The 17,961-nt window shown below is 55.9% G+C and carries 17 protein-coding genes; 8 read left to right on the top strand and 9 right to left on the bottom strand.

Going from position 1 to position 17,961, the window contains the following annotated elements:
* Positions 1-58: 58 nt before the first annotated feature.
* Entirely contained in the window at positions 59-238 is a 180-nt protein-coding gene (locus Z948_RS0101410; protein ID WP_025057790.1) for a hypothetical protein, read from the top strand.
* 68 nt (positions 239-306) lie between these two features.
* On the opposite strand, the gene Z948_RS0101415 is transcribed toward Z948_RS0101410, so the two are convergent.
* Positions 307-1,278: a DUF808 domain-containing protein gene (locus Z948_RS0101415; protein ID WP_025057791.1), complete on the bottom strand. Its 972-nt coding sequence runs from the start codon at positions 1,276-1,278 to the stop codon at positions 307-309.
* Positions 1,279-1,465: 187 nt separating this feature from the next.
* On the opposite strand from Z948_RS0101415, the gene gap (Z948_RS0101420) reads away from it, so the two are divergent.
* From gap (Z948_RS0101420) to gap (Z948_RS0101430), 3 genes are all read left to right on the top strand, one after another.
* Positions 1,466-2,467 carry a type I glyceraldehyde-3-phosphate dehydrogenase gene (gene gap / locus Z948_RS0101420; protein ID WP_025057792.1) on the top strand — a complete coding sequence of 334 codons (1,002 nt, stop codon included), beginning with the start codon at positions 1,466-1,468 and terminating at the stop codon, positions 2,465-2,467.
* 58 nt (positions 2,468-2,525) lie between these two features.
* Positions 2,526-2,669 (top strand): hypothetical protein, encoded by a 144-nt coding sequence (locus tag Z948_RS19055; RefSeq protein WP_025057793.1) that lies wholly within the window; start codon positions 2,526-2,528, stop codon positions 2,667-2,669.
* Between the two features lie 108 nt (positions 2,670-2,777).
* The gene (gene gap / locus Z948_RS0101430) at positions 2,778-3,773 is read left to right on the top strand and encodes a type I glyceraldehyde-3-phosphate dehydrogenase (RefSeq protein ID WP_025057794.1); all 996 of its coding nucleotides are present in this window, start codon (positions 2,778-2,780) and stop codon (positions 3,771-3,773) included.
* Here the strand turns inward: gap (Z948_RS0101430) and coaD are convergent, their stop codons facing one another.
* The 3 genes from coaD to Z948_RS0101445 form a co-directional block, all read right to left on the bottom strand.
* Positions 3,774-4,271, bottom strand: coding sequence for a pantetheine-phosphate adenylyltransferase (gene coaD, locus Z948_RS0101435; RefSeq protein ID WP_025057795.1), 498 nt, complete (start codon positions 4,269-4,271; stop codon positions 3,774-3,776).
* Between the two features lie 73 nt (positions 4,272-4,344).
* Entirely contained in the window at positions 4,345-4,779 is a 435-nt protein-coding gene (locus Z948_RS0101440) for a CBS domain-containing protein (protein WP_025057796.1), read from the bottom strand.
* Positions 4,780-4,840: 61 nt separating this feature from the next.
* Positions 4,841-5,752 (bottom strand): LysR family transcriptional regulator, encoded by a 912-nt coding sequence (locus Z948_RS0101445; RefSeq protein ID WP_025057797.1) that lies wholly within the window; start codon positions 5,750-5,752, stop codon positions 4,841-4,843.
* Between the two features lie 145 nt (positions 5,753-5,897).
* Here Z948_RS0101445 and Z948_RS0101450 point away from each other — a divergent pair, with 145 nt between their 5' ends.
* The 4 genes from Z948_RS0101450 (at position 5,898) to mmsB (ending at position 10,570) form a co-directional block, all read left to right on the top strand.
* Positions 5,898-7,397 (top strand): CoA-acylating methylmalonate-semialdehyde dehydrogenase, encoded by a 1,500-nt coding sequence (locus Z948_RS0101450; RefSeq protein WP_025057798.1) that lies wholly within the window; start codon positions 5,898-5,900, stop codon positions 7,395-7,397.
* Positions 7,398-7,504: 107 nt separating this feature from the next.
* Positions 7,505-8,647 (top strand): acyl-CoA dehydrogenase family protein, encoded by a 1,143-nt coding sequence (locus tag Z948_RS0101455; RefSeq protein ID WP_025057799.1) that lies wholly within the window; start codon positions 7,505-7,507, stop codon positions 8,645-8,647.
* A complete protein-coding gene (locus Z948_RS0101460) occupies positions 8,644-9,675 on the top strand; it encodes an enoyl-CoA hydratase/isomerase family protein (RefSeq protein ID WP_025057800.1) in 1,032 nt (343 codons plus the stop codon). Before Z948_RS0101455 ends, Z948_RS0101460 begins: the two co-directional genes overlap by 4 nt.
* Before the next feature lie 13 nt (positions 9,676-9,688).
* Positions 9,689-10,570, top strand: a complete 882-nt coding sequence (gene mmsB / locus Z948_RS0101465) for a 3-hydroxyisobutyrate dehydrogenase (RefSeq protein WP_025057801.1) — start codon at positions 9,689-9,691, stop codon at positions 10,568-10,570.
* 114 nt (positions 10,571-10,684) lie between these two features.
* On the opposite strand, the gene uvrA is transcribed toward mmsB, so the two are convergent.
* The 5 genes from uvrA to Z948_RS0101490 all read right to left on the bottom strand — a co-directional run bounded on the left by uvrA (position 10,685) and on the right by Z948_RS0101490 (position 17,913).
* Complete coding sequence (gene uvrA, locus Z948_RS0101470; protein WP_025057802.1) at positions 10,685-13,552, bottom strand: excinuclease ABC subunit UvrA; 2,868 nt, start codon at positions 13,550-13,552, stop codon at positions 10,685-10,687.
* Between the two features lie 137 nt (positions 13,553-13,689).
* Positions 13,690-14,253 carry a class I SAM-dependent methyltransferase gene (locus tag Z948_RS0101475; protein WP_025057803.1) on the bottom strand — a complete coding sequence of 188 codons (564 nt, stop codon included), beginning with the start codon at positions 14,251-14,253 and terminating at the stop codon, positions 13,690-13,692.
* A 56-nt stretch (positions 14,254-14,309) separates the two neighbouring features.
* Positions 14,310-15,704 (bottom strand): dihydrolipoyl dehydrogenase, encoded by a 1,395-nt coding sequence (lpdA, locus tag Z948_RS0101480; RefSeq protein WP_025057804.1) that lies wholly within the window; start codon positions 15,702-15,704, stop codon positions 14,310-14,312.
* A 154-nt stretch (positions 15,705-15,858) separates the two neighbouring features.
* Entirely contained in the window at positions 15,859-16,443 is a 585-nt protein-coding gene (locus tag Z948_RS0101485; protein ID WP_025057805.1) for a DUF924 family protein, read from the bottom strand.
* Between the two features lie 147 nt (positions 16,444-16,590).
* Positions 16,591-17,913, bottom strand: a complete 1,323-nt coding sequence (locus Z948_RS0101490) for an MFS transporter (RefSeq protein WP_025057806.1) — start codon at positions 17,911-17,913, stop codon at positions 16,591-16,593.
* Positions 17,914-17,961: the final 48 nt, after the last annotated feature.

The raw sequence follows: 17,961 nt of genomic DNA on the forward strand, positions 1-17,961 counted from the left end.
CGCTTAACGATTAGGGCACAACCTGTAATAAGAAACAAATAAGCGAGGGAGACATAAGATGGCCTATATCCTGACAGCGATTATGACCGGCGGCGTTGCTGCTCTTCTTTCATTGTTTACGGGTGGCAGCTTTGGTGAAATTCTTTGGAACTATGTTTTGTTCGGCCATTTAGGCATGGCAGCGCTGGCCACTGCAGCTGTGATGAGCGCGGCAATGAACAATTCGAAACAAAGCTGAACACGGCATTCGTAACCGCGGTGATCGCCCCATCTAGGGCAGATCACCAGATGCTTTCGGGCTAAAACTTACGATTTCTTTGAAAACACGCGCCGCCAGATTGGCGTCACGACCTTCTCTCCCACAGGGATGAGCATCAGGCCCAGAACGAGGCCAAGAACCCCATCAATCGTCGCTTTTACAAGCCATTCGGTGAATCCCGCCCATGCGGCAGGTACGGCGTGCCCTAAATCATAAGCCACATCGTGGATCAGATGCGCAGGGGCGCCGACACCGACTTCTTCGAGCCCGTGCACGATGATTGACCCGCCAACCCACAACATCGCGGCGGTACCCACAACTGTGAGCAGCTTTAGAAACCCTGGCATCCCTTTGACCAGCCCACGGCCCATGGCGCGCACACCCGAAAGGCGGCTTTTGTTGGCCATGGCCAAGCCGATGTCGTCCATTTTAACGATCAAGGCCACCGATCCGTAAACCGCAACCGTAATCATCACGGCAACAGCGGCCAGCGTTGCCGCCTCCATCCAGAAACTGCTGGGCGGAATGGCGGCAAGGGTGATCGTCATGATTTCGGCTGACAGGATAAAATCGGTCTTGATCGCGCCCTGCGCCTTTTCTTCTTCCAGCGCGGCAGGATCGGATATGGTGTCTTCCTTGCCCGCGTGATCTTCGTGGCCGTGGCTCCACCCCATGACATGGGCGACCTTTTCGGCGCCTTCAAAACACAGGTAAGCCCCGCCGAGCATCAACAGCGGTGCAATGGCCCATGGCGCGAAGGCTGACAAAGCCAGCCCAGCAGGAAGTAGAAAAAGCAGCTTGTTGCGCAGGCTCCCTTTGGTGATCCGCCAGATCACAGGCAACTCGCGGTCCGCCTCAAACCCCTGAACGTATTTTGGCGTAACGGCAGCATCATCAATCACGGCCCCTGCCGCCTTGGCCGAAGCCTTGGTCGCCTGCCCAATCACATCATCCACCGAGGATGCCGCAACTTTGGCAATTGCTGCGACATCATCCAAAAGGGCGATCAGTCCACTCATCATTTCTCTCCGTCATTTCCACCCGATCTGCTAAACCATCAGGCGAGATTTTCCAATACGTCCAAACCGTTACCGCTAACTCAAAACTTTAACGCTAACATCGGGCAAGCGGATGGTTTTGGCTCTGGCCCCTCTGGGGTTTCGCCGTTTATAGCGTGCCCAACAAGATCACACAAAGGAGCCTATCATGACCATCAAAGTCGGGATCAACGGTTTTGGCCGCATCGGCCGCTGCACCCTTTCACACATCGCGCGCTCTGCACGCGAAGATATCGAAGTGATCAAGCTGAACGCGACAGGCCCCATCGAAACAGCCGCCCACATGCTGCGCTACGATTCTGTTCACGGGCGTTTCCCGAATGAAGTTTCCGTAGACGAAAACTATTTGAACCTCGGCCAGAACGACATCGAAGTCATGTCGACCTATAACATGGAAGAGCTGGACTGGTCCGGTTGTGACGTGGTTCTGGAATGTACTGGCAAATTCAACGACGGTAACAAGGCCCGCACCCACATCGAACAGGGCGCGAAAAAGGTTCTTTTGTCTGCGCCAGGTAAAAACGTTGATCGTACTGTTGTATTTGGGGTGAACGACCACGAATTGCTGGCCTCCGAGACGATGATCTCGAATGGTTCATGCACGACGAACTGCCTCGCGCCGCTTGCCAAGGTGATGCACGAAGCCGTTGGCATCGAAAGCGGTCTGATGACGACCATCCACAGCTATACAGGTGACCAGCCAACGCTGGACCGCCGCCACAGCGACCTCTATCGCGCACGCGCGGCAGCGATGGCAATCATCCCGACATCGACAGGTGCTGCAAAAGCACTGGGCGAAGTCATGCCAAGCCTGAAAGGCCGCTTGGACGGAACAGCGATGCGTGTTCCGACGCCAAACGTCAGCGCCGTTGACCTGACCTTTACCGCTTCGCGCGATGTGACCGTAGAAGAGATCAACCTCGCTGCGAAAACCGCTGCTGAAGGGGCAATGTCACGGGTATTTGCCTATGATCCTGCGCCAAAAGTGTCGATCGACTTTAACCAGACCGAGCACAGCTCGATCTTTGCGCCCGATCAGACCATCGTTGTGGCAGGCCGCACGGTGCGGGTTCTGGCATGGTATGATAACGAATGGGCCTTCTCTGTTCGTATGGCCGATTTGGCCACTGTCATGGGCCAATTGGGCTAAGGCTTGTTGCCAGCTGTTGCCTGCCCTAGAAAGGGCGGGCAATGATAAAGGGTGCAGCATGACAAACCGGATCGCTTTAGTTCTTGGACTAATTATCGTCTGCGCCCTCGTCTTGGACTATGTCTATTTCGGAACCGAACACATTGTGTTCCTTGGCAAAAAACTGGCCGAGCTGATCGAATGGCTCGCCTTTTGGCGCTAACCCCTTTTCACAGCTAAATCTTAACGCCTGTAACTTCTGCATGGTTGCTGTTGACAGCTGTGCTTTGCGCCGTATGTTTGCGCAAACATTCCTTATTACAGGTGAAATATGACCATCAAGATCGGAATCAACGGGTTTGGCCGCATTGGCCGCAACGTGCTACGCGCATTGATCGAGGATGGCCGCGAGGATATCCAAGTCGTTGCTATCAACGATCTTAGCCCCCCCGCCACCAGCGCCCATTTGTTTGAGTTCGACAGCGTGCACGGGCGCTTTGCTGGCGATGTAAAATTTGCCGATGGCATGATGGATGTGGGCCGTGGCCCCATTCGCGTCACAGCCGAGCGTGAGCCGGAAAAACTGCCTTGGGGTGATGTTGATATCGCTTTGGAGTGCACAGGCTTTTTCAACACGGATGAAAGCGCTGCGCGCCACCTGAAAAACGGCTCGGACAAGGTGCTGATTTCGGCACCTGGTAAGGGCAAGATGAAAACCATCGTTTATGGCGTGAACCACGGTGATCTGACCAGCGGAGACACCATCGTTTCCAACGCATCCTGCACAACAAACTGCCTTGCGCCGCTGGCAAATGCGCTGCACGCCGCCTTTGGTGTGAAACGCGGTCATATGACGACGATCCACAGCTATACAGGCGATCAGGCCTTGCATGATGGCGCCCACAAGGACCTATACCGCGCGCGCGCGGGGGCTGTTTCCATGGTGCCAACGACAACAGGCGCGGCAAAAGCCATCGCCCTTGTCCTGCCCGAGCTAGAGGGGCGAATCGACGGCACCGCGATCCGCGTCCCTACCCCGAATGTTTCTTGCGTAGATCTGGTTGTTGAACTGAACAAAGACGCCACAGCCGAAGAGGTGAACGCAGCGATCGTGGCAGCCTCTGAGGGGATGGAAGGCGTGATGGGAACAACCACCCGCCCCTTGGTCTCGATTGATTTCAACCACGACCCGCATAGCTCGGTTGTGGCGCTGGATCAAACCAGCGTGCAACAGGGCAACCTTGTGCGCGTCATGTCATGGTATGACAATGAATGGGGTTTCTCCAACCGAATGCTGGACACCGCCGCCGCAATGGCGCGGGCCTGATCACCCCTTTTTAAAGCGGGCGATCAGCTCGGTATTGACGCGGGGCGTGACGAATTTGCTCACGTCCCCGTCTAGGCGGGCGATCTCTTTCACCAGTTTGCTCGCAATTGCCTGATGCTGGGCATCGGCCATCAGGAAAACGGTTTCGATCTCGGCGTCTAGTTGGCGGTTCATGCCAACCATCTGATATTCATACTCAAAATCCGCAACAGCCCGCAGGCCCCGCACGATCAAACCTGCGCCAACATCGCGCGCACAGTTGATCAACAGGTTCTCGAACGGATGCGCGACGATCTCGATGCCGGTCTCAACCGCCAGTGCCGCACATTCTTCTTCGATCAACGCCACGCGTTCTTCCAAGGAAAAAAGCGGCCCCTTATCGCGGTTGATTGCAACGCCAATGACCAGCTTATCCACCAGCGACGCCGCGCGGCGAATAATATCTATATGCCCCAAAGTAATGGGATCGAAAGTGCCAGGATATAGGCCAACGCGCATATGCGGCGCTCCTTGGTATGAGTATTAACGAACGCTAAGCAAACAGAAGCCGCCAGCAGATGCAAGCGATGCCCTAGTGGCCTCGGATCATGCCTTCGAGGGCATCTTTTTCCATGGCCAGCTCCATCAAGCGCGCCTTAACAACGTCACCCAATGAAATGAGGCCAACCAGTTTGCCGTCTTCGAGAACAGGCATGTGGCGGAAACGGCCTTCGGTCATCTTTTCCAGCACCGCGTCTGCGCGCATATCACGCGTGCAGGTCACCAGCTTTTTGGTCATGATGCTGCTGACCGTTTCGGTCAGACAGATTGCGCCGGCTTTGCCCAGCTGGCGCACGATATCGCGCTCCGATGTAATCCCCTCAGGCGTTTCACCGTCACGCGAGATGATCAGCGTACCGATGCGGCGCTCGGATAACATCTGGGCGGCTTGTGCGATTGTGGTGGATGGTAAGGTCGTGACGATACTATCGTCTGCCTTGGACTTTAGGATTTGTGATACCAACATTGTTCATCCTCCCATGCGCAGCTGTTGTGTTCCCTCATGGTTGACGTCCAAGGCGCCGCTGTCAAGGGCGCTCATGCTCTGTGCTTAATGCTTCGAGGCGGGCAACCTCGGCCTTGAGCCCCGCTGCCATCAAATCTGCAAACCGCGCTAATCGCTGGTTTTTTGCATCATCCACATGGCGGATCAGGTAAAATGCGCGGGTCAGGCTGACCTCTTCTGTGAGGATACGCCGCACCCCTGGCGCAAATGGCAGGCTAAAGTCATGCACCACGCCGACACCCGCACTTTGACGTAGCATATTCAACTGAACGGAAACAGAATTTGACGCCAAGGCGACCCGCCCTGCCCCCAGATCCGCGAGATAATCCAATTCTCGGTCAAAGATCATATCAGGAATATAGCCCACCATGGGATGCGATTTTAAGGTTTCCAGATCAGGGATCGGGCCATGGGCGTTGAGGTATTCCTCAGAAGCGGCAAGGTGCAAACGGTACTCGGACACTTGTCGCACCACCAACCGCCCAGCGGTGGGGGCGCTGACCCCGATGGCCATGTCCGCTTCGCGCCGCGTAAGGTTAAACACACGCGGCAAGGCGACGATCTGGATATCCAACGCGGGGTTTTCCCGCCCGATCGCCGCACAAACCTGCGGCAAAAGAAAATTGGCACAGCCATCTGGTGCGCCTAAACGTATCTGCCCGCTCAGGGTTTCGCTATGGGCGGTTTCTTCGATTGCGGTGCTGCGCATGGCCTGCTCTACGGCCCCCGCCCGCTCAAACAACTTCTCCCCCGCTTGGGTAAGCGCATACCCTTGCGGCGATTTCACAAATAGCGCCGCCTGCATGTCTTTCTCGAGCCGCGCCATACGGCGCCCCAAGGTCGCGGGATCAAGCCGCAGCGCCTTGCCCGCGCCAGACAGGCTTTCTTCGCGCGCGACAGCCAGAAACAGGCGCAGATCATCCCAGTTCTTCAATTTTCATCTCCCGATCAACGCTTTGCAGCAGAGCATCACACATCAAACAGCATACCGACAAAAACGCAAAGCAATTTTGCCCTCTTGCCCCTACCCCAAGGCTTTTTGCAAGACTAGACTGCGCTCAACGTAACAGGAGATCCCGATGCAAGAACTTACGCACTACCTCAACGGCGAACACGTCAAAGGCACGTCCGGCCGTTTCGCTGATGTTATGAACCCTGCCACTGGCGAAGTGCAGGCAAAATGCCCACTGGCCAGCAAAGAAGAGCTGGAACAAGCAGTAGCCTATGCCGCCGCAGCCCAGCCGAAATGGGCCGCAACCAACCCACAGCGCCGCGCACGCGTGCTGATGAAGCTGGTCGACCTGCTGAACCGCGACATGGACAAACTGGCCGAAGCCCTCAGCCGCGAGCACGGTAAAACCCTGCCTGACGCTGCTGGCGATGTTCAGCGCGGTCTTGAGGTTGTTGAGTACTGCATCGGCGCGCCTCATATGTTGAAGGGTGAGTTCACCGATTCTGCTGGCCCTGGTATCGACATGTACTCCATGCGTCAGGCGCTGGGTGTGACGGCGGGCATCACCCCGTTTAACTTCCCTGCGATGATCCCGATGTGGATGTTTGCCCCTGCCATCGCTTGCGGCAACGCGTTTATCCTGAAACCGTCCGAGCGTGACCCATCTGTGCCGCTGATGCTGGCCGAACTGGCCGAAGAAGCGGGCCTGCCAAAAGGTATCTTGCAGGTTGTGAATGGCGACAAAGAAGCCGTTGATGCGATCCTGTACAACGATGTCATCCAATCCGTTGGCTTTGTTGGCTCTACCCCGATTGCGGAATACATCTATGGCACGGGTTGTGCCCAAGGTAAGCGCGTTCAGTGTTTTGGCGGCGCTAAAAACCACATGATCATCATGCCAGACGCCGATATGGCGCAAGCGGCTGATGCTTTGATCGGCGCAGGCTATGGCGCGGCGGGCGAACGCTGCATGGCGATTTCGGTTGCGGTTCCTGTTGGCGATGAAACCGCTGACCGCCTGATCGAAGAGCTGGTCCCCCGTATCGAAAAACTGAAAGTTGGCCCCTATACCGCTGGCAATGACGTTGATTACGGCCCTGTTGTGACGGGCGCTGCCAAGGCAAACATCGAACGTCTGGTTCAGACGGGTATCGACCAAGGTGCGAAGCTGGTTGTTGATGGCCGTGATTTCAAACTGCAAGGCTATGAGGACGGCTATTTCGTCGGGCCACACCTGTTTGACCATGCCACAAAAGACATGGACATCTACCAGCAGGAAATCTTTGGGCCTGTTCTGACCTGTGTCCGTGCGCAAACCTATGAAGAGGCGATCGGCCTTGCCATGGACCACGAATACGGCAACGGCACCGCGATTTTCACCCGTGACGGTGACGCGGCGCGTGACTTTGCCAACCGGATCAACGTGGGCATGGTCGGCATCAACGTGCCAATCCCTGTGCCGCTGGCCTATCACACCTTTGGCGGCTGGAAGAAATCCGTCTTTGGTGACTTGAACCAGCACGGTCCTGACGCGTTCAAATTCTACACACGCACCAAAACCGTGACCGCACGCTGGCCCTCGGGCATTAAAGAAGGCGGCGAATTCTCTATCCCAGTGATGGAATAAGCCCTTTCGGGAATAAGACAGCCAAGGGCGCGTGAACAGGCGCGCCCTTGCAAAACTCTCGCAAGATTTTGCACCTATCTTGCGCCCAATATCCTCGGGAGGACGACATGGATTTTGCGCTCAGCGAAGAACAAACCGCTATTTTTGATATGGCTTACGCCTTTGGCCAAGAATATATCGCGCCCAATGCCCAAGCATGGGAAAAGGCCGAGACCATTCCAAAAGAGCTATGGCCACAGATTGCCGAGCTTGGCTTTGGCGGATTGTACGTATCCGAGGAAGGTGGCGGCTCTGGCCTGTCGCGTCTGGATGCGACGCTGGTGTTCGAAGCGCTCTCCATGGCCTGCCCTTCTGTTGCGGCCTTTCTGTCGATCCACAACATGTGCGCCAAGATGCTGGACAGTTTCGCCTCGGACGAGCTGAAGGCGCGGATCATGCCGGATGTGCTCTCGATGAACACCGTTCTCAGCTATTGCCTGACCGAACCCGGTTCTGGGTCGGATGCAGCCGCGCTCAAGACGCGCGCGGAACGCACCAACGAGGGATATACCATCAACGGGACCAAAGCCTTCATCTCTGGCGGCGGTTATTCCGACGCCTACGTTTGCATGGTGCGCACAGGTGATGACGGCGCGGCTGGCGTATCCACCGTTTACGTCGAAGACGGGACAGAGGGCCTTAGCTTTGGCGGATTGGAAGATAAAATGGGCTGGCGCAGCCAGCCAACGGCGCAAGTACAGTTTGACAATTGCAACATTTTCGCAGGGAATTTGGTTGGCGAAGAAGGTAATGGTTTCAAATATGCGATGAAAGGGCTGGATGGCGGCCGTTTGAACATCGCCGCCTGTTCCCTTGGCGCCGCGCAGACCGCGCTCACCAAAACTTTGGAGTATATGGGCGAGCGTAAGGCGTTTGGGAAACCCATCGACCAGTTCCAAGGCCTGCAATTCCGCCTCGCGGATATGGAGATTGAGCTTCAGGCCGCACGCGTGTTCTTGCGGCAAGCGGCGTGGAAGCTGGACAATGGCGCGCCGGATGCAACCAAACATTGCGCCATGGCGAAAAAGTTTGTGACCGATGCGGGCAGCCGCGTGGTTGACCAATGTCTGCAATTGCATGGCGGTTATGGTTACCTTGCCGATTATGGCATCGAAAAGCTGGTGCGCGACCTACGTGTTCACCAGATCCTCGAAGGCACAAATGAAATCATGCGCGTCATCGTCTCCCGCGACATGTTGAAAAACCGATGAGCGATATTCAAATCCGCATTGTCGGGCGCGCAGGTCGGATCACTCTGACCCGCCCTAAGGCCTTGAATGCAATGACATATGAGATGTGCCTAGCGATCGAAGATGCGCTGGACACATGGCGCAACAATGACGAGGTCCATGTCATCGTGATGGATGCGCAGGGCGACCGCGCCTTCTGCTCAGGCGGTGATATTGCCGAATTATATGAGACAGGCACCAAAGGCGATTACGCCTATGGGCAAAAGTTTTGGGCGGATGAATACCGCCTGAACAACAAGATTTTCACCTACCCCAAACCTGTGGTTTCCTTTCTTCAGGGCTTCACCATGGGGGGCGGTGTTGGCATTGGGTGTCACGGCTCTCACCGCATCGTTGGTGAAACCAGCCAGATCGCCATGCCCGAAGTTGGTATTGGTTTGGTCCCTGATGTTGGGGGGTCATTGATGCTGGCCCTCGCCCCTGGGAGACTGGGTGAGTATCTGGGGATAACTGCCAGTCGCATGAATGCAGATGATGCTATTTATGCAGGATTTGCAGACAGTTACATTCCACAGTCAATGTGGATAAATCTGATCTCGGCGCTTGAGGAAACTGGCGATGTTGCGCAGCTAGAGCCCCACATCAAACCTGCCCCTGAAGGCACATTGCGCCAGCATCAAGAGCAGATTGACCGTCTTTTCACCGGCGAAGCGCTGGAAGACATCCGCCGTATGTTGGCCGACGATGACAGCGAATTTACTGCCAAGACCCTAAAGGCAATGGGGCGCAATGCTCCCCTCTCCATGGCCGCCACTGTCGAGATGATCCACCGCCTGCGCGGCCCATCTCTCAGCTTGGAAAAGGCGCTGGACCTTGAATACCGCTTTACATCCCGCGCCTCCGAGCATGGCGATTTCCTAGAGGGTATTCGCGCCGCTATCATCGACAAAGACCGCAATCCAAGCTGGCAATATGCAACGGGCGACGTCCCAATAGCCGCCGTTGCTAAAATGCTGGCACCGCTTGGAAAAAACGCACTCACACTCTGAGGGAGAGACAGATATGAGCTTTACAATCGGATTTATCGGCCTAGGCAACATGGGCGGCCCAATGGCCCATAACCTCGCCGCGGCGGGTCACACCGTCGTCGGGTTTGATACCGCTGGCACAACCGCAGAGGGCGTGGCCGTGGCCGAAACCGCGCAAGCTGCCTGCGCGGATGCGGATTTTGTCATCACAATGCTGCCCAATGGCGCGATTTTGCGTGCTGTCGCGGATCAGGCCCTCCCCGCGATGAAAAGCGGCGCGGTTTTGATTGATTGTTCCACCGTTGACGTGGATAGCGCGCGCCATGTTGGCGCTCAGGCTGCTGAAATGGGGCTGGGGTTTGTTGATGCGCCTGTGTCTGGCGGTGTTGGCGGCGCTTCTGGCGGTACGTTGACCTTTATGACAGGTGGCAGCGATGCGGCCTTTGCAGCGGCAAGCCCGTTGTTTGACATCATGGGGCAAAAGGCCGTGCATTGCGGCGAAGCAGGCGCAGGCCAAGCGGCCAAAATCTGTAACAACATGATCCTTGGCGCAACCATGGCCGTCACCTGCGAAGCCTTTGCTTTGGCAGATAAACTGGGCCTTGATCGCCAAAAGATGTTCGATGTGGTCAGCACGTCGTCGGGCTATAGCTGGTCGATGAACGCCTATTGCCCTGCCCCCGGCGTTGGGCCGCAATCCCCTGCGGATAATGATTACACCCCCGGCTTTGCAGCCGAGCTGATGCTCAAGGATCTTGGCCTCAGCCAGCAGGCCGCCAAAGCGGTAGACGCCGACACGCCCATGGGTGCCCTCGCCCGTGAACTATACGCAGAATTCGTAGAGAATGAGGATGGCAAGGGGCGCGATTTTTCAGCGATGTTGCCTCGTTTCGCCGCGCGTGGTCGGGACAGCTAGGTTCGCAAACAGGCCTTTCCCACAGGCCCCTTCAGCCTAGGCTGAGGGGGCTATGCAAAGGGATACCCCCTAAAGCCGTCGTTAATGCAATACTCGCGCCTGAACGCGACGTGATTATTCAGCAGCGGCGCGCGCGGTGAGCATCGGCTTGAGGTATTTGCCTGTATAACTTTCTTCGACCTCGGCGACCTGTTCAGGCGTGCCCGTTGCCACAACGCGCCCCCCGCCATCGCCGCCTTCTGGCCCGATATCAATGATGTGATCGGCTGTTTTCACCACGTCGAGGTTATGTTCGATCACCACGACCGAATTCCCCTGATCGACCAATTCATGCAGCACTTCCAACAGCTTGCGCACATCCTCGAAATGCAGACCCGTTGTCGGTTCATCCAGAATATACAGGGTACGACCTGTCGAGCGTTTGCTGAGCTCTTTGCTTAGCTTGACGCGCTGCGCCTCGCCCCCTGACAGGGTGGTCGCCTGCTGGCCAACCTTGATATAGCCCAGACCAACGCGCATCAGCGCATCCATCTTTTCGCGGATCGACGGCACGGCGGTAAAGAACGCCTGCGCATCCTCGACCGTCATATCCAGCACATCGGCGATGCTTTTGCCCTTGAACTTGATTTCAAGCGTTTCGCGGTTATAGCGCGCGCCTTTGCAGGTTTCGCATTCCACATAGACATCCGGCAGGAAGTGCATCTCGATCTTGATCACACCGTCGCCCTGACAGGCCTCGCAGCGTCCGCCTTTGACGTTGAACGAGAAACGACCGGGCTTATAGCCACGCGCCTTGGCCTCTGGCAGGCCCGCAAACCAATCCCTGATGGGTGTAAAGGCCCCTGTATAGGTCGCAGGGTTTGACCGTGGCGTGCGGCCGATGGGGCGCTGATCAATGTCGATGACCTTGTCCAGATGCTCTAGCCCTTTGATCGTTTGGCAAGGCGCTGGCGTTTGACGGGCGCCGTTCAGGTTCATCGAGGCGGTTTTGAACAAGGTCTCGATCGTAAGAGTGGATTTACCGCCCCCCGATACGCCTGTGACACAGACGAACTTGGCCAGTGGGAAATCAACCGTCACGTTTTGCAGGTTGTTGCCCGTGGCCTTGACCACCTGCACCTTCTTCTTGTTCCCTTTGCGCCGCGTGGCTGGCACGGCGATCTCGCGCGCGCCTGTGAGGTATTGTCCCGTGACCGAGTTCGGGTCAGCGGCGACCTGCTCTGGCGTCCCATGACTAACCACTTGCCCGCCGTGCACCCCCGCCCCTGGCCCGATGTCAAAGACATAGTCGGCCTCGCGGATTGCCTCTTCGTCGTGTTCAACCACGATCACGGTATTACCCTGATTGCGCAGGTTCTTGAGCGTCAGCAACAGGCGGTCATTGTCGCGCTGGTGCAGCCCGATGGATGGCTCATCCAAGACGTAAAGAACCCCAGTTAACCCCGAGCCAATTTGAGAGGCCAAACGGATGCGTTGGCTCTCTCCGCCACTTAATGTACCACTTGAACGTGCCAGCGTAAGATATTCTAATCCAACATTATTCAAGAATCCAAGGCGTTCACGAATTTCCTTCAAAATCGCTTTGGCGATCTCGTTTTTCTGAAGGGTCAGAGCCTCTGGAACTGTCTCGCACCACGCGAATGCTTCGCGGATCGACATCTGTACAACCTGCCCTGCATGCAGCAGATGCGCCTCTTTACCGATCTTTACGGCCAGTGCTTCGGGGCGCAGGCGATAGCCCTCACAGGTGCCGCAATGGCGGTTGTTCTGATAGCGCTCAAACTCTTCTCTGATCCAGTTGCTATCGGTCTCGCGATAGCGGCGTTCCATGTTGGGGATCACCCCCTCAAAGACGCGGCTTACCTCATACACGCGCCCGCCCTCGTCATAGCGGAACTGGATTTCCTCTTTGCCCGATCCATAAAGAAAGATCTTTTGGATCTTGGCGTCGAGGTCTTTCCATTTGGTATTCGGGCTAAAGCCATAGTGTTTGGCAATCGCCTCAATGGTCTGTTTGAAATACGGGCTTTTGCCCTTGCGCCATGGTGCCAGCGCCCCGTCATAGATTTTCAGGTTCTGGTCGGGCACCACAAGACGTTCGTCAAAGAACAGCTCTTTGCCCAGACCATCACAGGACGGGCACGCCCCGAAGGGCGCGTTAAAGGAAAACAGGCGCGGCTCGATCTCGGGGATGGTAAAGCCGCTCTCTGGGCAGGCGAATTTTTCGGAAAAGGTGAAACGCTCGGCCTCGCCCTCGCTGGGTGCGGTTTCCAGAATGGCAATGCCATCGGCCAGATCAAGAGCGGTGCGCAGGCTGTCGGCAAGGCGGGTTTCCAGCCCTTCCCGCACCACGATGCGGTCGACAACCACGTCGATGTCATGGCGGAACTTCTTGTCCAGCGTGGGTGGCTCGTCCAATTCATAGAATTCGCCGTTCACTTTGACCCGCTGGAAACCAGATTTGCGCAGCTCGAGGAATTCTTTGCGGTATTCGCCTTTGCGGTCGCGGATGATGGGGGCCAGCAGATAGGCGCGTGTGCCCTCCTCCATGGCCATGATGCGGTCGACCATGTCTTGGACCTGCTGGGCCTCGATTGGCTTGCCTGTGGTCGGAGAATAGGGCGTGCCGACACGGGCGAATAGCAGACGCATATAGTCGTAAATCTCGGTCACGGTGCCGACGGTTGAGCGCGGGTTTTTCGAGGTTGTCTTTTGCTCGATCGAAATCGCAGGCGACAGACCCGAGATGTGATCGACATCGGGTTTTTGCATCATATCAAGGAATTGACGTGCATAGGCGCTAAGGCTTTCGACATAGCGGCGCTGCCCTTCGGCATAGATCGTATCAAAGGCAAGCGAGGATTTGCCCGAGCCAGACAGCCCCGTAATCACCACCAGCTGATCGCGCGGAATATCCACATCAATGCTTTTGAGGTTATGCTCGCGCGCGCCGCGGACTTCGATGTTCTTTAGCTCAGCCATGTTGGGCCCCCTGTCGTTCCTATCGGATATAGGCGGGGTGGCGGGATTCTCCAATGGAAAAATGTGAACAAACAGTAAACATCGCATCTTTCACAGCAGAGCGGGCAAAAGATAAACATCAATAGGAAGACGAGGATTTAGCTGCGTTCAGCCATGGCCCATGCGCAAATCGGCATCTCGGGATCGTTTTCTATGTCGTCAACGCCTTCAACGTATTCCGGCGGCCAAACCTCTTCGAGGTTGCGCTGCGCGACGTGGCGGTTGCCCCATTGATACGACTGGACCAAATGCTCCTCAAACCCGCATTCGATCAAGAAATTCTTTAACCCCCGCGCAGACCAACGCGAATTATCCATCGGCGCGGCGTGAAACGGCACATAAAACGGCACTGCCACCCAGAACTTGCCGCCCTTTTTCAGCATCTGGCGCACATGGCGGGTTGCAGTATAGGGGCGGTCCAGATGCTCCCACACTTGGTTCGCGAGGATCAGATCAAATTTGCGCGGCTTGCCCGATACAGGATCAAGGTAGGGTCCGGCGCAAATATCATATTCGGGATAACGGAACTGCGTATAGCTTTTGAAGGCAAACTGCTGGCCGTAGTGGCCTGATATCTCAGCTACTTTCAAGCGTTGAGGCTTGAGCTCTTGGATCATCTTGCGCGACGCAGGACCCATAACAACGCGATTCAGGCTTACCATGGGTTGAGTATGTCAGCGCCTGCGCGGGTCGTAAAGCACCCGCGCAGGCGAAAATCTTACATGTGGATGACTTTGCCATAGGCGTCCAAAACGGACTCATGCATCATCTCGGACAAGGTCGGGTGCGGGAAGACCGTGTTCATCAGGTCTTCTTCGGTGGTTTCCAGCTGGCGCCCCACCACATAACCTTGGATCAGCTCGGTCACTTCGGCACCGATCATATGAGCGCCCAGCAATTCGCCTGTCTTGGCGTCGAATACGGTTTTGATCAGCCCGCTTTCTTCGCCCAGTGCAATCGCCTTGCCGTTACCGATAAACGGGAAGCGCCCGACCTTTACCTCATACCCCAACTCTTTGGCTTTTGCCTCGCTATAGCCGACCGATGCCACTTGCGGGTGGCAATAGGTGCAGCCTGCGATGCTTTCGGGTTTGACGGGGTGGGCATGTTTACCAGCGATGAGTTCGGCAACCATCACGCCCTCATGAGAGGCCTTATGGGCCAGCCAAGGCGCGCCCGCGATGTCGCCAATGGCATAAAGCCCGTCAACACCTGTGCGGCAATATTCATCGGTGACAACATGGGTGCGGTCAATTTTGACACCAGCAGCCTCTAGGCCAAGCCCTTCAACATTGCCGACAATGCCGACAGCACTGATCACGGTGTCAAATTCATGGGTTTCCACCTTGCCACCCACTTCGATATGCGCGGTGACCTTCCCTGCGGCGCGGTCCAGCTTTTTGACCATCGCCTTTTGCATGATCTTCATGCCCTGTTTTTCGAATGCTTTCTTGGCGAAGGTTGAAATCTCTTCATCCTCTACCGGCAGCACGCGGTCCATCACTTCGACAACAGTCGTGTCGGCACCCAGCGTGTTATAAAAGCTGGCGAATTCAATGCCAATCGCGCCCGATCCGATGACCAGCAGCTTTTTCGGCATGTGGGGGGGCTGCAACGCGTGGCGATAGGTCCAGACCTGTTTGCCATCCGCCTCAAGGCCTGGAAGCTCGCGTGCGCGCGCGCCGGTTGCGACGATGATGTTTTTCGCGCTGAGCGTGTCTGTGCCCTTGTCCGTCTTGACGCTGACCTTACCTTTTGCGGCAATCGTGGCCTCGCCCATGACGACCGTTACTTTGTTCTTTTTCATCAGGTGGCCGATCCCGCCCGAGAGCTGCCCCGCCACTTTGCGCGAGCGTTTCACAACCGCGTCCAGATCATAGTCGATCCCGTCAGCCTTTAGGCCGAATTCTTTCGCGCGGTGCATCAGGTGGAACACCTCGGAAGAGCGCAGCAGCGCTTTTGTCGGGATACAGCCCCAGTTGAGGCAGATCCCGCCGAGGTTTTCACGTTCGACAATACAGACCTTCATCCCCAGCTGTGCACCACGGATCGCGGCGACATAGCCGCCCGGCCCTGCACCAATCACAATTAGATCAAAGGATGAATCAGCCATTTTGCACCTCGCGCAAGTCACTAGAAAAATTAGTTCACCCTTAAACTATAGAGATAAGTTCAGCAATGGCGAGAGCAACAAGGCAGCTATGCAAAAGCCCGCAAACACCATCGGGCGCTTGCGGGCTTTGTGAAACAGCTGTGTAAATATTTAATTAAGCTGCCAAATCCATTTGCAGCTGGCGCAACGTAAACCCGTAACCGCCCTGCGCGGCATAGTTTTTTTCTGCGCGCGTCTCCAACCGTCCCAACGCAGCATTGCGATAAGGAAAGCGGCCGAATTGGCGAATAACCTCGCGGTGGGCCTGCGCGTGCAGCAGGTTGCTCTGCCCCGTTTCGGGCAGCCGCTCGACCATCAGGCGGATGCAACGATCCTGATCACACAGGTTCTCTGAATGCATCAACGGCAGATAAAAGAACTGGCGCGTCGGCTCGTCGATCTTCATGTCCCAGCCTTTACAGATCGCGCGTTTAGCGATCGCAAGGGCGGCCGCGTCGGTCGCAAATGCATCGCCGCTATCGCGGAACATGTTGCGCGACAGCTGATCGGTCACGATCAAATACGCCAATACACCGGATGGGTAGCTCAGCCAATGGTCCAGCTTGCCCTCCCGGCTTGCCTCCCATGTGGACAGAAACGTCTCACGGATTTCCGCGTCCAAAGCCGCATCAGAGTTATACCACCCCTTTGGCCCTACACGGTCTAACCAAAACTCTAGTACCTTATCGGGACCAACCATTGTTACCTCCTCCGCGCAAAAATGCGCCTAACCCGTTCAGTTAAGGACAGATTAAACTTTTATGAAACACACAAATTGCAACAAAAGCGTCACATTTAGCGCAACCATTTTTCGCGGCTGGGATTAGGTTTCCTTTAGGAAGCAAATTCAGGGTGCATTTGCTGGCTCCTCAGCGGTCTCGGCCTCCTGAGCAAGGGCTTCTTCCTCAGCCAAAGCGGCTTCTTCCTCTTCGATTTCAGTCTCGATTGCGTATTCCTGCGCGATCTCAACAGCAACAGTCGTGGCTGTTGGGGGCATCGGAACATAAGATCCCGTGTCTTCGGCAGGCAAAGCCGAGCGAACAGTCGAGCGATAGCCCGCATAAAGGATGATCCCGCCAAAAAGAACCGCCGTAAACAAATAGAACCCCCCTGGCCCTAATGACGTCCCCATGATCCACCCTGTGATCATCGGCCCCAAAATCGCGCCAAGCCCGTTGATAAAGATCAGCCCCCCCGAAGCCGCGACCATGTCGTCATGCTCAAGAAAGTCGTTCGTGTGCGCCATCAGCAAGGAATACAACGGGTTGGACATGCCCCCGACGACAAACGCCGACACAAGCAGCAACCAAAACACGCTGCCCAGAAACATGCCCATGAACGATCCGACAACACCGATGATCGAAACAATGATAATCAGGTATCGTCTGTCCATACGGTCGGAAATCCACCCGATCGGATATTGCAGAACCACCGCCCCGATAAAGAAGGTCGCCACGAATGTGGAAATCTGGGGAACGCTCAGGCCCGCCTCTGAGCCATAAACCGATGACATCCCAAACTGAGCCGAGAAAATCCCCCCCAATAGAAACATGCCTACACAACCGAGCGGCGAAAAATTCATCAGCTCGCGCAGGCTCATCGGTTTGGTGGTTTCAAAAGCAGGTGTCGGCGTGATGCTGAGCAAAATAGGGGTGATTGCAAGGCTCACCAAGATGGATGGAATGATAAACAGGATAAAACCATCAGGTTCAGCCGTCAGCAAAAGCGCCTGTGAGGCCACAATACCAAAGGTCTGCACGATCATATAAAGAGACAGAGCTTTGCCGCGGTTCGAGTTATCTGCCGCGTTGTTCAACCAGCTTTCCGCCGTCACATAAACGGCTGAAAAGCAAAAGCCGATCAATATCCTGCCCAAGGTCCAAACAACGACGTTCGGGAAAGTCGGATAGATGATCATCACCGCAGAAATCGCCGATGCAAGGGCGGCAAAAACCCGCACGTGGCCCACGCGCCGGATCATTTTAGGGGCAAGGCGAGAGCCGCCCAGAAACCCGACAAAATAAGCAGACATAATAATAGACATCATAAAGGTATCAAACCCTTCGATGTCACCCCGAATACCCATCAATGTGCCCTGCATGCCGTTCCCGACCATCAAAAGGCACATGCCAAACAAAAGCGCCCAAGCGCTGGAGAGGACCTGAATCATTGCGTTGCTCCGAAATTGTCACCTTAGCCGTAGCGGAACCGTTTTGGC

This window comes from Sulfitobacter donghicola DSW-25 = KCTC 12864 = JCM 14565, from assembly GCF_000622405.1.
GTDB lineage: Bacteria > Pseudomonadota > Alphaproteobacteria > Rhodobacterales > Rhodobacteraceae > Sulfitobacter > Sulfitobacter donghicola.

Excerpts from the sequence above, each read along its gene's own strand:
- Z948_RS0101490 (WP_025057806.1), bottom strand. The coding sequence starts at position 17,913 with ATGATTCAGGTCCTCTCCAGCGCTTGGGCGCTTTTGTTTGGCATGTGC.
- coaD (WP_025057795.1), bottom strand. The coding sequence starts at position 4,271 with ATGCGCGTTGGCCTATATCCTGGCACTTTCGATCCCATTACTTTGGGG.
- Z948_RS0101460 (WP_025057800.1), top strand. The coding sequence starts at position 8,644 with ATGAGCGATATTCAAATCCGCATTGTCGGGCGCGCAGGTCGGATCACT.
- Z948_RS0101475 (WP_025057803.1), bottom strand. The coding sequence starts at position 14,253 with ATGGTAAGCCTGAATCGCGTTGTTATGGGTCCTGCGTCGCGCAAGATG.
- gap (WP_025057792.1), top strand. The coding sequence starts at position 1,466 with ATGACCATCAAAGTCGGGATCAACGGTTTTGGCCGCATCGGCCGCTGC.
- uvrA (WP_025057802.1), bottom strand. The coding sequence starts at position 13,552 with ATGGCTGAGCTAAAGAACATCGAAGTCCGCGGCGCGCGCGAGCATAAC.
- Z948_RS19055 (WP_025057793.1), top strand. The coding sequence starts at position 2,526 with ATGACAAACCGGATCGCTTTAGTTCTTGGACTAATTATCGTCTGCGCC.
- gap (WP_025057794.1), top strand. The coding sequence starts at position 2,778 with ATGACCATCAAGATCGGAATCAACGGGTTTGGCCGCATTGGCCGCAAC.
- Z948_RS0101455 (WP_025057799.1), top strand. The coding sequence starts at position 7,505 with ATGGATTTTGCGCTCAGCGAAGAACAAACCGCTATTTTTGATATGGCT.
- lpdA (WP_025057804.1), bottom strand. The coding sequence starts at position 15,704 with ATGGCTGATTCATCCTTTGATCTAATTGTGATTGGTGCAGGGCCGGGC.
- Z948_RS0101440 (WP_025057796.1), bottom strand. The coding sequence starts at position 4,779 with ATGTTGGTATCACAAATCCTAAAGTCCAAGGCAGACGATAGTATCGTC.
- Z948_RS0101410 (WP_025057790.1), top strand. The coding sequence starts at position 59 with ATGGCCTATATCCTGACAGCGATTATGACCGGCGGCGTTGCTGCTCTT.
- Z948_RS0101415 (WP_025057791.1), bottom strand. The coding sequence starts at position 1,278 with ATGAGTGGACTGATCGCCCTTTTGGATGATGTCGCAGCAATTGCCAAA.
- Z948_RS0101450 (WP_025057798.1), top strand. The coding sequence starts at position 5,898 with ATGCAAGAACTTACGCACTACCTCAACGGCGAACACGTCAAAGGCACG.
- mmsB (WP_025057801.1), top strand. The coding sequence starts at position 9,689 with ATGAGCTTTACAATCGGATTTATCGGCCTAGGCAACATGGGCGGCCCA.
- Z948_RS0101485 (WP_025057805.1), bottom strand. The coding sequence starts at position 16,443 with ATGGTTGGTCCCGATAAGGTACTAGAGTTTTGGTTAGACCGTGTAGGG.